This is a genomic window from Dulcicalothrix desertica PCC 7102, from assembly GCF_003991905.1.
Lineage (GTDB): Bacteria > Cyanobacteriota > Cyanobacteriia > Cyanobacteriales > Nostocaceae > Dulcicalothrix > Dulcicalothrix desertica.
The window spans coordinates 307,631-321,776 of the sequence record NZ_RSCL01000008.1; the positions used below are offsets into that span (position 1 = coordinate 307,631).

11 protein-coding genes are annotated in these 14,146 nt (G+C 37.4%); 5 read left to right on the forward strand and 6 right to left on the reverse strand.

From position 1 onward, the window contains the following. Nucleotides 1–646: 646 nt before the first annotated feature. Nucleotides 647–1,321, reverse strand: coding sequence for a response regulator transcription factor (locus DSM106972_RS18830; protein WP_127082137.1), 675 nt, complete (start codon nt 1,319–1,321; stop codon nt 647–649). A 58-nt stretch (nt 1,322–1,379) separates the two neighbouring features. Between DSM106972_RS18830 and DSM106972_RS18835 the strand changes: the two genes are divergently transcribed. The 3 genes from DSM106972_RS18835 (at nt 1,380) to rppA (ending at nt 5,300) form a co-directional block, all read left to right on the forward strand. After that, nucleotides 1,380–2,744 (forward strand): sensor histidine kinase, encoded by a 1,365-nt coding sequence (locus DSM106972_RS18835; protein ID WP_127082138.1) that lies wholly within the window; start codon nt 1,380–1,382, stop codon nt 2,742–2,744. 228 nt (nt 2,745–2,972) lie between these two features. Next, a complete protein-coding gene (locus DSM106972_RS18840; protein ID WP_127082139.1) occupies nt 2,973–4,301 on the forward strand; it encodes a hemolysin family protein in 1,329 nt (442 codons plus the stop codon). Nucleotides 4,302–4,622: 321 nt separating this feature from the next. Continuing rightward, a complete protein-coding gene (rppA, locus tag DSM106972_RS18845; RefSeq protein WP_127082140.1) occupies nt 4,623–5,300 on the forward strand; it encodes a two-component system response regulator RppA in 678 nt (225 codons plus the stop codon). On the opposite strand, the gene DSM106972_RS18850 is transcribed toward rppA, so the two are convergent. Next, nucleotides 5,297–5,917, reverse strand: coding sequence for a hypothetical protein (locus DSM106972_RS18850; RefSeq protein WP_127082141.1), 621 nt, complete (start codon nt 5,915–5,917; stop codon nt 5,297–5,299). The genes rppA and DSM106972_RS18850 overlap by 4 nt on opposite strands. Here DSM106972_RS18850 and DSM106972_RS18855 point away from each other — a divergent pair. After that, the gene (locus DSM106972_RS18855) at nt 5,916–7,184 is read left to right on the forward strand and encodes a sensor histidine kinase (protein ID WP_127082142.1); all 1,269 of its coding nucleotides are present in this window, start codon (nt 5,916–5,918) and stop codon (nt 7,182–7,184) included. The genes DSM106972_RS18850 and DSM106972_RS18855 overlap by 2 nt on opposite strands. A gap of 57 nt (nt 7,185–7,241) precedes the next feature. On the opposite strand, the gene DSM106972_RS18860 is transcribed toward DSM106972_RS18855, so the two are convergent. Continuing rightward, nucleotides 7,242–8,117 carry an S-layer homology domain-containing protein gene (locus DSM106972_RS18860; protein ID WP_127082143.1) on the reverse strand — a complete coding sequence of 292 codons (876 nt, stop codon included), beginning with the start codon at nt 8,115–8,117 and terminating at the stop codon, nt 7,242–7,244. Nucleotides 8,118–8,300: 183 nt separating this feature from the next. On the opposite strand from DSM106972_RS18860, the gene DSM106972_RS18865 reads away from it, so the two are divergent. Next, a complete protein-coding gene (locus DSM106972_RS18865) occupies nt 8,301–9,851 on the forward strand; it encodes a cation:proton antiporter (RefSeq protein ID WP_127082144.1) in 1,551 nt (516 codons plus the stop codon). A gap of 19 nt (nt 9,852–9,870) precedes the next feature. Here DSM106972_RS18865 and DSM106972_RS18870 read toward each other — a convergent pair whose 3' ends face one another. The 3 genes from DSM106972_RS18870 to DSM106972_RS18880 form a co-directional block, all read right to left on the reverse strand. Beyond that, on the reverse strand, nt 9,871–10,443 hold the full coding sequence (locus DSM106972_RS18870) for a DUF3124 domain-containing protein (protein WP_127082145.1): 573 nt from the start codon (nt 10,441–10,443) through the stop codon (nt 9,871–9,873). Nucleotides 10,444–10,459: 16 nt separating this feature from the next. Next, a complete protein-coding gene (locus tag DSM106972_RS18875) occupies nt 10,460–11,137 on the reverse strand; it encodes a potassium channel family protein (protein ID WP_127082146.1) in 678 nt (225 codons plus the stop codon). 124 nt (nt 11,138–11,261) lie between these two features. Continuing rightward, complete coding sequence (locus DSM106972_RS18880) at nt 11,262–14,021, reverse strand: cation-translocating P-type ATPase (RefSeq protein WP_127082147.1); 2,760 nt, start codon at nt 14,019–14,021, stop codon at nt 11,262–11,264. Nucleotides 14,022–14,146: the final 125 nt, after the last annotated feature.

The window sequence follows — 14,146 nt, forward strand, 5'->3', positions numbered from 1 at the left end:
GAGTTATGAACTATAGTTTTATCAGTTATATATTAATGCCGCAAAGTAAATAAACTTGGTAAAAATCGGGTAGAAATCGGGTAATAATTATTTATGTATAAAAGCACAATTAAAACTAAACAGTCAGAAAGACTTAAAAATAGTAAATATAAAATATAGAAAAAATCGATTCTTGTTTTATTTTGTTTACAAGAATCGATTGAATGTGAAATTGGAGTTATGAAGACACACAAATTATATACTTACAATTTATTTGTAAATTGTGAAAAAAATAGGAAGCAATCGGGTAGAAGTTGAGTAGATTCTAATTAAGTACATAATAAACTGTAAAATTTACAAAAAAATAAAAATAGATTCTTGCTTATAGGCAAGAACCAAAAAACGTGTGTTCCCTTAATGTAACTAAATCACTTATAACTTTAGTTTAACAGCAAATAAGTCTAAAGATAGGGTAGAAATTGTGTAGAAATCGGGTAAATTAAATTAATGAGACTGAAATTATAAAAATTGGTTCTCGCCTCTAAGCAAGAACCAAAGTGGGATGTGTATGTTGTCGAAGTTCAATCTAACCTGTTATTACCAGGTTATTCTTGAAAAGTTGAGATTATAGGAAAAAAACGGGCAGAAATTGAGTAGAAGTTTAAAGTTAAAGTTGCTTCAGACGATAACCCAGTCCATGAACTGTTTCGATAAACTCGTCAGGCGCCCCCACTTCTCTGAGTTTTTGGCGTAAACTTTTGATGTGGGACTTAACGGTGTCTTCGGTAGGAGAGTCTTCTATAGACCAAACTTGCTGGATGATACCCGGTCTGCTCAAAACACGACGACCGCAAGAAACGAGTAACTCTAAAATTGCGTATTCCTTCGGTGTCAGGTTTAACAGTTGCTCTTCATAGAAAACTTCATAGGTACTTTGATTGATACATAAGTTTCCCCAGGATAAATTTATTCCTGGTCGAGAGTTACCGCGACGTGAAAGTGCCCTGATACGTGCCATCAATTCACCTAAGTCAAACGGTTTAACCATATAGTCATCGGCGCCTGCATCTAGCCCAATAATTTTATCGGCGATAGTATCGCGAGCAGTAAGCATTAAAATGGGAACAGGCAAATTACGTGAGCGCAGTTTTTGACAAAACTTAATACCATCTAGCTTAGGCAACGTAATATCTAGCACAATTAAGTTATAATCAAATGTCTCCACGTAATTTAATGCGGCTTCACCATCTTGCACAACATCTACCGTGTACTGACGATTCGTCAACGCTTCCGCTAGCATATCCGCTATTTGCACATCATCTTCAACAACTAAAATACGCATTTGAACCCAATATCTTAAATGTGAATTTGTATTTATAGATTACTAGCATAAAAACAATATGAAATGGTCTGTAGAGGGAAAATGGATTGCAAGCGGTTTCGCGATGGCGATGACGGTTACTGGGTATATTAGTTTTATTTCTTACCAAAATGCTACCAGATTAGCAGAAACTATTGTAAAAGTAAAAGAGACTCATGAAGTTATTGAGACTTTAGTTGGTGTCGTTGCTCATTTAAACGAAGCTGAATCTGGACGAAGCGGTTATATACTTTTGGGAGATGACCTAGAATTACAGCGTTACAATCAAGCTATTCAAAAAATCAAGCCAAGAATCAAAATATTAGAAAATCTATTTGCAGATGATTCCAATCAAAAGCAAAGATTAATCGCACTAGAATATTTACTAGATCAAAGATTTGTGATATCTAATCAAACTATTCAATTATATAGAAAAAATCCCTCTTTACAAAAAAAACAAGCTCAGTTAGTGGCTGATAATAATCGTAACCGCAATGAAATTCAGCAACTTATTGAGCAAATGCAAAGTCAAGAAGAACAAGCATTAGATGTATGGGTAAAACAATCTCAAGCTAACATTCAGTCAAGAATGTTAATTGAAATTTTTGGAACTTTATTAACATTTACTTTTCTTTTTGGTGTTTATGCTCAACTTTATCGACAATTAGTCAAACGTCAACAAGCAGAAGCGAAACAACTCCAACTTACAAAAGAAAAAGAATTAGGTGAACTAAAACTGCAATTTTTTTCAATGGCTTCTCATGAGTTTCGTACACCTTTAAGTATCATTTTGGGGTCGTCTCAACTTTTAGAAGAAAGTCTTCAACCATTCGTAGAAAAAAAGAGGCTAAAAAATCTCTACCGCATTCAAACTAATGCTCGATTAATGACTCAATTACTCTCAGATATTCTGACCTTAGCAAGAGCAGAAGCCGGAAAATTAGAGTATAAACCTCAACTATTAGAAATGCAGAGTTTTTGCCTCAATTTAGTTGAAGATATGCAAACCTTAAGCGAATCTAGCCATGCAATTCAATTTGAGATGGAAGGTAGTGCAACTAACGCATGGGTAGATGAAAAATTATTATATTCTATTTTAAGTAATTTACTTTACAATGCCATTAAATATTCACCTCAAAGTCGAAATATTTATTTTAAATTAAAATGCCAAAATCAAGCTGTAATATTTCAGGTCAAAGACCAAGGAATTGGCATCTCTGAAACAACTCAACAGGAGATGTACGAACCTTTTCGACGAGGTGAAAATGCCTTGGGTATTCTTGGTACAGGACTGGGATTAGCAGTTGTAAAAAAATGTATAGAACTACATCAAGGACAAATTAATGTAGAAAGTCAAGAGGGGGTTGGCACTACTTTTACTGTTACTATTCCGCAGAATAAATAAATGAATAAATAAATATTATAATATAAATTTCACTGTCACTTTTTAATCACATTTATGTTCTATACTATTAATATTTGTATAAACTAATACTATTTTTAATTAATTTTCATGAATTGGCGCCATTTTGAAACTCTTTGACTATGTTCTCCCGAATGTCTAAATCTTTACAATCGAAACTAATGATATAGAATATCAGTATACATTCACATCTATCTAGGTATTATAAAAATGTCTGCCATTGCTACAGAAATTTTCTTTGTTTTTGTGCTTATTATTGCTAACGGTATATTTTCAGGTTCAGAAATTGCTGTTGTATCATCTCGTAAAGTTCGCCTTGAGCAAATGGCAAGTCGAGGAAATTCTAAAGCTAGAGCTGCGTTGCGACTGGTAAACTCGCCCAATGATTTTTTTTCTACTGTCCAGATTGGTATTACATTAATTGGTATCTTGAGCGGCGCCGTGGGTGGGGCAACCTTAGCTCAACGAATAAAGCCTACATTAGATACTATTCCACTTCTAAGACCTTACAGCGAAGGTATTAGTGTTGTAATAGTAGTAACTATTATTACCTATTTATCTTTAGTAGTTGGGGAATTGGCACCTAAACGAGTAGCATTGAGTAATCCCGAAAAAATAGCTTGCACGGTAGCTAAACCGATGCGGTCGCTTTCGTTTATTACAGCCCCATTTGTACGTATTCTCAGTTTTTCTACTGATACATTGCTGAATATTTTAGGTGTACGGGCAACTGAAGAGCAAGCAATGACTGAAGAAGAAATTAAAGTGCTAATAGAGCAAGCTACAGAGTCGGGAACCTTCGAGGAATCCGAACAAGAAATGCTTGAGCGAGTATTCCGTTTCGGTGACCGTCGTATCAAAACTTTGATGACACCGAAATTCGATATCACATGGCTCGATATTAACACACCACTAGAAGAACTTGAACATTTGGTTAGAGAAAGTAATCATTCCAGATTTCCTGTAGCTAGAGAAAATTTGGACAACTGCTTGGGTATTTTGCGCGGTAAAAATTTTCTATCCGCGCGTTTAAGTGGACAAGAAGTTAACCTTGAGACAATACTTCAACCACCCCTGCATGTTCCCGAAAATATGACAGCTTTAAAAGTTTTGGAGGAATTTAAACGAACGGGCATACATATGGCACTAATTACTGATGAATATGGTAACATTGAAGGCTTGGTAACGCTTAATGATTTAATGGAAGCAATAGTTGGCGATATTACTGCAAGAGAAGATTTAGAGCAACCAATGGTAGTTAGGCGAGAAGATGGCTCCTTACTAGTAGATGGTTTGCTTCCAACCGATGAACTCAAAGATTTGCTCGATAAAGAATCGTTAGCTGAAGAAGAAACTCTTAATTACCATACCCTTGCTGGATTTATAATTAATTTCTTGAAATATATACCGAAAGCAGGCGACCATTTTGAATGGGATGGACTACGGTTTGAGGTGATGGATATGGACGGTACGCGGGTAGATAAAGTTCTTATAACACGGATTCAAGAAATGCGGCAAGAATTAATAAATCGTTTGTGATTAGCAATTAATATAATCGCGTCACTTATATAATTACAGAGAAATGATGAATATAATGTGACTTAAGCATAAATATTTAAAAATAGTAAATTAAAAAATCGATTCTTGAAAAAAGACAAGAATCGATTAGGTGTGAAATTGGAGTTATGAAGACACACAAACTATATATTTACAACTTATTCTGAAAATGTGATGAAATTATGAACAAATCGGGGATCGACGAAAAAATGTGGCTAATGGAAGATATAAGATAAGTTCGACTATTGTATCCTTAAAATAAATGTTAGCAATTTTAGGTGCATTATTTACTAGATATATTATATGCGAATATTACTTGTAGAGGATGACCCGGAGCAATTAGAGCCATTACAGGGTGTACTGTCTGAAGCTGGATATATTGTAGATGGCGTTGAAGATGGCGACACTGCACAGTGGCTTTTATCTAAAAAGGAATATGATTTGCTGATTTTAGACTGGATGCTACCTACCGTCAGCGGCTTGAGTCTTTGTCGGCAATATCGACTTCTTGGCAAAACGGCACCTGTGTTGATGCTTACTGCTAAGGATACTACACTCGATAAAGTAGAGGGTTTAGATGCGGGAGCAGATGACTATCTTGTTAAACCTGCTGACTTAGTGGAACTTTTAGCGCGCGTGCGTGCTTTGGGTAGACGTTCCCCTACTTGGGTCGGAAATACTCTCCGTGTTGCTGACCTGCAATTGCACCTAGATACATTAACAGTTGAGCGTAACCAACAAACTGTAGAGTTGTCACCGCGCGAAACTCAATTACTAGAGTATTTAATGCGTCACCAAAATCAAATCTTAACGCGCGAGCAAATTGAAGAAGCATTGTGGGAATGGGGTTCTGAGCCAGAAAGCAATGCACTAACCGTATTAGTACGTAAGTTACGAAATCGTTTGCAACTCGTTGGCGCCGATTCGTGGATAAAAACGGTCTATGGTATGGGTTATAGTTTGAAGGCGCCGGATAACTAGTTTTTAACTCGATAACTTACAAATCTGGCAATATCTTCTCTAGATAATCCTAGCTGTTGAATTAGTGTAGTTTTAATAGTGGGTAAATCTGTAACTGGATACTCGAACTCTAAGTTTTGTAGTATAGAATTAGCAGTATTAACCGTTACTAAAGTAACTCCTCGCTTTTTTTCAATTTCAGCCAAAATTCCTAAAACTTTGAATGCAGACCGTACCTGCATTTTTCTACCAACTTGCAAAACATCTTTCGCTTGTGTCTGTCCCATTTCTTGAGCAATTATGGTTTTAGCAGTATTTACTTCTGTAACTGGTAAAACGAATCTTATTTTTTTGAGTACAGAATTTGCTGTTTGATATTCAACTACAGTTGACTCTCGCTTTTTTTCAACTTCAACTGCCGTAACTAGTACATTGACTGCAAATTGTGCTTTTACCGTTTGTTTGTCTGCTTGTAGCTTACTTGTGGTATTATATGAACGGCTTAATATCTGGTTTGTAAACGATTCACCACAAGAAGCAAAACTAATTAAAAACAGTGGCAATAATAAAAGTGTGAATTGAGAATAATGTAATTTTTGTAACCAGTAGAGCATTGAAATAAAAATATGAGTTGTCATGTTTAGTCGTAGCCGTAGTAATTTAGCTTTATGGTTTACCTTAACAATGGGAAGTATTTTGGTAGGTTTTGCCTCAGTGCTATATTACCAAGAAGTTTTAGATTCGTTAAGGAATCTCGACCAGCTACTAGACAAAAAATCTAGAGTAATGGCAGTAAATGCAAAGTATGACACACTGAAGCAGCAGCTTGATTTAGAAAATGTGCCACTATTAGGTAGTAACGTATCACCAGTAGATAGTGACCTTGTATACGCACGTTGGTATGATACTCAAAAGCAGGTGGTACAATTTTTCGGCGCCACTCCACCTGAGCGTTTAATAACCACTCTCGGATTTCATACAATAAAACCTGAGTATCATCAAGTTAGAGGAACCTTCCGAGATGCTTGGTTGCGTGAGTTAACACTTCCCATATATCAAGATGATTTATTAATTGGTTATCTTCAAGTTGCAACACCACTAACATATACTCAAAATGATTTGGCTTATTTACGCTTAGTTTTACTTTTAACAGTTCCAGCAACTTTACTCATTATTGGGTTAGCTGGTTGGTGGTTAGGAGGATTAGCAATGCAACCAATTCTTGAAAGCTATGGCCAACTACAACGCTTTACTGCTGATGCTTCTCATGAATTACGCTCACCCTTGTCAGCAATTAACAGCAATGCTCAGTATGGATTAATTTCTAATAACCCTTCTGTACAACGTCAACGGTTTGAAAATATTGTTGATGTTGCGAAGTCTATGAGTACTCTTATAAATAACTTGCTGCTTCTGGCACGTCATGCTGGTCGATTAGCTCCCGAATCTTTGCAACCAGTTGATTTAAAGAATGAACTTTTAAAAATAGCTGACCAATACACGAAACTAGAAATTGCACAGCATATCAATCTTACTTATAAATTACCAAATAATAGCTTAATTGTACTGGGTGATGCAGATTTACTGCATCAAGCAGTAGTTAACTTATTAACTAACGCATGTAAATATACTAAAGCAGGTGGTCAAGTTCAGTTAAATTTATTCGCTCAGTCTTCTTGGGCAGTTATTGAAGTAATAGATACTGGTATGGGAATTCCAGAAGCTGATTTACCACACATTTTCGAGCGATTTTACCGAGTTGATAAAAAACGCGCGCGCAAAACTGGTGGATATGGTTTGGGGTTATCTATTGTTCAACAAATTGTTTCTGCACACGGAGGATATATTCGTGTCAAAAGTGTAATTGATAAAGGCTCTACCTTCAAAATTATTTTGCCATTGTAGGTTGGGTTTCCCTGCGGGACACTACGTGAACGCAAAGCCGGAACCCAACCTATTTAACTACTTAACGATATATTGGCTAGCTATTGGTTCGAGTTGTCCTTGGTTAACTAATGTTTGATGAACTAGTGCCGCAATTTCGGCGCGTGTTGCGGCTTTATTAGGATTAAGAACTTTTGGATTTGGATAATTCACGACTATATTTTGCTTGGTTGCTGCGGCAACATCGCTAACAGCATTTTGAGGAATCTCTTTTGCATCTGTATAATATTTATTAACAATTTCTGAAGCTGAATTTGATTGTGCAGCTTGATTTGTTGATGTTTGAACTGGCGCCGCTTCTGCCCTAGGAAGTATTACAGACTGCATTAAAGAAGTGATTGCAATAGGAACAAATACAGGTCTTCTTCTTGCTGCTCGTTGTGTTGATGCAGTTGCCGTTGGTGTGCCAGAAGCTAAATTTAAACCTCTATTTAAAGCAGTTATGGCTTGAACTTTGGTAACAGGTTGGTTCGGTCGAAAGTTGCCTTGTCCATCACCATACATAAAACCTTGTTCAGATGCTGATTCAATCGGACGTTCTGCCCAATATCCTTGATTTACATCGTTATATACCGAACCGCTTTCTATCTGTTTTACTGGTGGTTGATTAAAAGCTCTACGAACTACTGCTGCTAATTCATCACGTTGCATTGTTTGTTCAGGTCGAAATGTACCATCTGGATATCCGGCTAAAATATTCCTTTGTGCCAACCGCTCAATAAATGGTCGTGCCCAATGGTTTGATGGAACATCTGGGAAGCTTGTTCGTGGTGCTGTTTGCGGCGCCGTTTGTGCTATTTGAGCGTTAGTTGATGAAGGCGCCATTGCGTCAACTACAAAGCATAAAGCTGGCAATGTAGCAAATAATGATAAAAATCTTAAAAATCTATTCATAATCAATGCCTCCTAATGTTAATACGGGTTATTCAATAATGCTAAGTTCATAATTAAGTTAGCGCATCTATCTATTGAATATATTTTTGGAAAAAAATGTGATTTAAATATGACTACCCTTACATTTGATAGCTAAATTAAAATTGAGTAAGATAAAGTCAAAACATATTTATTAAAATCAAAGTGGATGTTGCTTCCTTAATTACTGTTTCAATTATTCTCCTGCTCCTAGCTACTGGTGTTGCCTTGATAACACGGCGGCTTCGTGTTCCTTATGTTACAGGTTTAGTGTTAGCAGGGTTGCCAATTACTGAGCTACTGTCTCGCCGCATTGGTTTAGACCCAATCCTTGTTTTAAATCTTTTCTTACCAATTCTCGTATTTGAAGCTGGTATTAATACAGATATCCGGCGCCTACGTAATACGTTTAAACCAATTGCCCTTCTAGCTGGGCCAGGGGCTGTGTTTTCCAGTGCTATTATTGCCGTCCTATTGAAATTGTTGTTAGGACTAGCTTGGATACCCGCTCTACTTATAGGAGTAATTCTAGCAAACACTGATACGGTTTCCATGATTGCTGTCTTCAAGGAAATACCAGTACCGTCGAGACTTTCCACTATTGTTGAAGGAGAAACTCTATTTAATGATGCCGCTGCTTTAGTTTCGTTCAACCTGATTTTGCAAGTATATTCGACAGGTTCGCTTACGTTCCTAGAAGGAATCCAGCAACTGCTATTTATCTCTCTAGGAGGTTGCCTTGTTGGGTTAGTCTTGGGCTACTTGAGTATACCTATATTTAAGCGTTTAGATGATCCCCTTAGCAGTCTTTTACTAACTGTCGCAGTTGCATTAGGAACTTTTCAGGTTGGTCAATTTATCGGTGTATCAGGTGCTGTGGCTGTAGTTGTAGCTGGATTAATTTTCGGCAATTTAGGGCTTGGCAATACTTCTGCTTCTAGTCGTATCACATTGTTGAGTTTCTGGGAATATGCCAGTTTTACTGTTAACACCTTCATTTTTCTACTAATTGGTGTAGAAATTAACCTGGTAACACTTTGGAGGACTTTACCTGCAATTCTACTGGCAGTTTTAGCGTATCAAGCTGGACGAGTTATTACGGTCTATCCCCTGCTAGGTATGGTGCGTTGGTTTGACCGTCCAATTCCAATGCGCTGGCAACATTTACTATTTTTAGGCAATATCAAAGGTTCACTTTCAATGGCTCTGGCGTTAAGCTTACCCACCACACTACCAGGGCGAGAAAGTTTAATCGCTTTAGTTTTTGGCTGTGTACTATTGTCATTAGTGGGGCAGGGGTTAAGCTTACCTTGGTTAGTCAAACGCTTAAACTTATCTAAATTTTCAGAGGCACAGCAGCAGGTTGAACAATTACAAGCTCAATTAATCACAGCTAAAGCAGCGCAAGATGAATTAGACACGCTATTGAAAACAGGAGTATTACCAAAAGCTGTATATGAGGAAATGCGTTCAGCTTACCAAGTGCAAATAGCAAGTGCAGAAAAGGCATTACGAGAATTATATAATCGGCGCCCAGACGAATATGATACTAAAAGTGGAGAATACAAAAAACTTGATGCGATTCGCCGTCGATTGCTACTGGCTTCTAAAGCTGCACTAAACGAAGCAATACGTAAACGAATTCTTTCAGAAGAAATTGCGCGTGGACGGCTTAAAAAAATTGATGAGCAATTGCTAAAGCTAGAAGATGATTAATTAATAATTTTTTAATAACTTAAGAACTCGGTTTTGGAGATAAAGCATTATTGTTTTTTTTAGTTTTGATAACTTTACCAGGACTAATAAAAGAAACTCCTTGCTGAAATTCAGTAGCAATCATAATTGCCTCCACTATAGGTTCAGAAATTTCAGTTTGGGCTACCCACTCGACGATAAAATTTGCTCCTAAACCTCCACTAATATCACTTCTTTGCACAAAAAAATCTGTAGAAGCTAATGGTTCGAGTTGAATAGCTTGCTTCAAATACTGGTTAACTAATTTACCAGATGAATCGTAGTAACGCACAGAAGTAATAATCATAGGTCGATTCAAATCTGTATTACGAATACTAAGCGTAGCTGCTAAATTTAAAGGTTCTTTTTGATCTGAGTGATAAATATAAGAATAGATGGGTACATAAATAGTTTGACCTGTTGCTATCTTAAAATTTTTATCTAAAGTCACTACCTTTTGAGATGGATTTACCTGATTAGTATTTGATTGTGACTTTAGTGGATTCTCTGATGATGTGCAAGAGGCAAGAAAAATAAATGCAATAAATAAAGAAAAATGTGGGTACAGCTTCATTTCAGTTTATTTCAATTTATTTACAACCTTCTATAAAATCAATAACTTGATGTAATGAGCCGGGTTTTGTCGCAATCAGCACAGTTGAACTAGGCTCCAGTATCGTACTACCGTTAGGAATCGTTAAATCTTCGTGCGGATGAGATTGATAGCCAATAATTAGAGAGCCAGTAGGAAAACGGTAATCCTGAGCAATTTCAGCAACACTACGACCAATAACATAGCAATTATTTGGGATAGAAAGTTTCAAGACCTCAATCTGCCCTTGCTCAAAATGCATCATTGATTCCACTTGCGGATACTCAATGGCATTTACCATCGTGTTCACCGCTAGTTCTACAGTACTGATAATATGATTGGCTCCAACCAAACGCAGCGGTTCGGCAAAATCGGGATGACGCATACGACTTATAATATGGGGGACACCGTAATGTTTAGCGAGAGTCACCATCGCCAAATTTAAGGCATCACTGCGGAGAACAGCTGCTAAGGCATCGGCTTTACGAATTCCAGCTTCTAACAACACTTCTGTACTGACTGCACTTCCTTCAAATGCCATTGCTCCCACTTGTTCACGAGCATAGTGACAAGCATTAGGGTCAATATCAATAACGGCAACAGTATGCCCTAATTCTACCAATTTTTGAGCCAAACTTAGCCCCACTAAGCCCGCTCCACCAATTAGCACATACATTGGCTGCTCCTGACACTTTTCGACTTCCTATTTCACTTTATATGTTAACAAATAACGCACCAGTTCTCAAAAAATATTAAATGAACCTAATTGTTTGTTGCCAATTTAAATTTAATAGCAAAGCTTAATCAAGAGGGTCAAAGCGATTGACTAATGCAGCAACTAAAATCATTGGTAAACCTGCGGCAATACAAATTAACCATTGATTTAGATTCAGCGGCGCCGTTGAAAACAAATTGTTCATTAAACTCCATTGACTGAAGATTATTTGTAACACTATAGTTGCCACAATACCAATAATGATTGCATAAGCATCGCTAATATTGTGTTTAACTCCACGTATCGTATCGATAATTATTGCACCTAGCTTGCTGATACTTAAAAGATAAAAGACTCTACCAGCAACTAAAGCTTGAATTGCCATAGTACGTGAAGAGTCAATATTTCCTGTTGTTTGTCTTATCCATTCAAACATGCCAAAAATCAAAATCCAGTTGAAAACAGAAATAACTGCGATGCGCTTAATTAAACTGCCCGAAAGTAAAGGTTGGCGAGGGTTACGCGGTGGTTGTCGCATCACTCGCTTTGAAGAAGGCTCAAATGCTAGAGGTACAGTCATAGCAATGGAGTTAACCATATTCAACCAGAGAACTTGTAAAGATAATATAGGTAACACTCTGGCAAATAATACACTAATCAAAATCGTCATCGATTCACCACCGTTGACTGGTAATATAAAAGCAATAGCTTTGAGCAAATTACGATAAACGGTTCGCCCTTCTTCAACCGCAGCTTGTATCGAAGCAAAATTATCATCCGTTAATATCATATCCGATGCTTCTTTTGCTACCTCAGTTCCGGCGCCTCCCATTGCAATGCCAATATCTGCTTGTTTTAGTGCAGGTGCATCATTAACACCATCACCTGTCATGGCAACTATTTCACCTTTAGATTGTAGTGCCTCAACAATACGCAGTTTCTGTTCAGGCGCCACACGAGCAAATACTACCCCATCTTCAACAGCTGTTTTTAGTTGTTGATTATCCATTTGGGCAAGTTGTTGTCCGGTAAAAGCCATCACTTCGCCATTCTTATTAAATCCCATACGTTTAGCTATAGCTTGTGCAGTTACAGCATGGTCACCTGTAATCATTTTTACTTGAATACCAGCTTCTTGACAGGCTTGCACTGCTATAATGGCTTCGCTTCGGGGTGGGTCGATCATCCCTTGCAACCCTAAGAAAATCAAATTTGACTCAATATCCACATGGTCGAGCGAGTTTTGACTACTGGGTACATCTTTCTTGGCAAAAGCTAATACTCTTAAACCCTGTTGAGCCATTGCATTAACTTGCTGATGCACAATATTTGCTTGTACAGGTATAATTTCACCTTCTGCATCTACCTGAAGCTGACAACGTTTGAGAATCGCTTCTACCGAACCTTTAACATAAATAGTATTGTCTGTAGAAACGCGATTAATCGCGTCTCTACGACGAATGTTATTATTCCCCTGATGTAAGGTTGCCATGTATTGAAAATCAGACTCGAAGGGAATTACATCAAGTCTCTTGTTTTCACGCTCTAAATCACTTCTGTTGATTCCAACTTTATTTGCAGCAGCTATTAATGCTCCTTCTGTTGGGTCACCAATAACTTGCCATTGTTCATCTTTTTGTTCTAACCGTGTGTCATTGCACAAAAGCCCAGCAATTAAGCACTCTACAAGTACAGGTGAAGTATTAAGATCAATTTGCTGTTCATTTAATAAGATTTCCCCAGATGGTGCATAACCGACTCCTGTAACTGTATAATATTGACCTCCTGCATAAATACCTTGTACTGTCATCTGGTTTTCTGTCAAAGTACCAGTTTTATCAGAACAGATAACAGTGGCGCCTCCGAGAGTTTCTACTGCGGGTAATTTGCGAACAATTGCATGGCGCCGTGCCATACGTGAAACTCCAATTGCCAGAGTTACCGTAACTACTGCGGGCAAACCTTCAGGAATAGCACTAACTGCAAAAGCAACAGCAGCTTCAAACATTTCTGCCCAAGAATTACCGTATCCTAATCCAACTGCAAATGTTAGCGCTGCAATACCAAGAATTATATATAGTAAAGTCCGACTAAATTTATCAAACTTACGAGTTAATGGAGTTTTTAAACTTGTACCCTGTTCAATTAGCTGACTTAGGCGCCCTGTTTCTGTAGCTTCTCCAATCGCAACAACAATACCGCTACCAGTGCCAAATGTGACAAAACTGCCTGCATAAGCCATGTTAGTGCGTTCTGCAAGAGGAATATCAGGATTAACAGGTTGAGAATTTTTTTCAACTGCTATTGATTCACCTGTTAGTGCAGATTCATTAATTTGTAAATTCCGCGTTTGTACAAGACGTAAATCTGCTGGTACTTTGTCACCCGAAGCAAGTAATACTATATCTCCAGGTACTAACTCAGTAGAAGAAACTTGTATTTTTTTACCATTTCTTAAAATAGTGGCATTAGTTCGCACAGAAGAAGCTAAAGCAGCAATGGCACTTTCAGCTTTTGATTCTTGAATAAAACCAATAATGGCATTAATTAACGTTACACCCCAAATTACCCAAGCATTTACCCACTGTCCAATTATTGCTTTGATGGCGCCTGCAATTAGTAATATATATAGTAGTGGTTGGTTAAATTGCTGTAAAAATTTTACTATGGGACTAGTGCCTGGTTTCGCCTTGAGTTCGTTGGCACCAAAATGTGATTGTCTCTTAGCAACTTCTGACTCGTTTAAACCTGTTTCTAAGTCAGTTTCTAAGTGGCGCGTAATTTCATTTGTAGATAGTTGATGCCATTGGCTCGATTGAATTATTTCTTCTGATTCTACTCTCATATTCTTTAGTTTATAATTGTTTTCATCTGCATCCACGTTACTCTGCAAAAATTAGCTTATATATATTCTCGAAGAGAAATGTGATTGAAATGTGATAGAATCCCCCCAACCCCCCTTAATAAGGG

Excerpts from the sequence above, each read along its gene's own strand:
- DSM106972_RS18830 (WP_127082137.1), bottom strand. The coding sequence starts at position 1,321 with ATGCGTATTTTAGTTGTTGAAGATGATGTGCAAATAGCGGATATGCTA.
- DSM106972_RS18835 (WP_127082138.1), top strand. The coding sequence starts at position 1,380 with ATGAAATGGTCTGTAGAGGGAAAATGGATTGCAAGCGGTTTCGCGATG.
- DSM106972_RS18840 (WP_127082139.1), top strand. The coding sequence starts at position 2,973 with ATGTCTGCCATTGCTACAGAAATTTTCTTTGTTTTTGTGCTTATTATT.
- rppA (WP_127082140.1), top strand. The coding sequence starts at position 4,623 with ATGCGAATATTACTTGTAGAGGATGACCCGGAGCAATTAGAGCCATTA.
- DSM106972_RS18855 (WP_127082142.1), top strand. The coding sequence starts at position 5,916 with ATGTTTAGTCGTAGCCGTAGTAATTTAGCTTTATGGTTTACCTTAACA.
- DSM106972_RS18850 (WP_127082141.1), bottom strand. The coding sequence starts at position 5,917 with ATGACAACTCATATTTTTATTTCAATGCTCTACTGGTTACAAAAATTA.
- DSM106972_RS18860 (WP_127082143.1), bottom strand. The coding sequence starts at position 8,117 with ATGAATAGATTTTTAAGATTTTTATCATTATTTGCTACATTGCCAGCT.
- DSM106972_RS18870 (WP_127082145.1), bottom strand. The coding sequence starts at position 10,443 with ATGAAGCTGTACCCACATTTTTCTTTATTTATTGCATTTATTTTTCTT.
- DSM106972_RS18875 (WP_127082146.1), bottom strand. The coding sequence starts at position 11,137 with ATGTATGTGCTAATTGGTGGAGCGGGCTTAGTGGGGCTAAGTTTGGCT.
- DSM106972_RS18880 (WP_127082147.1), bottom strand. The coding sequence starts at position 14,021 with ATGAGAGTAGAATCAGAAGAAATAATTCAATCGAGCCAATGGCATCAA.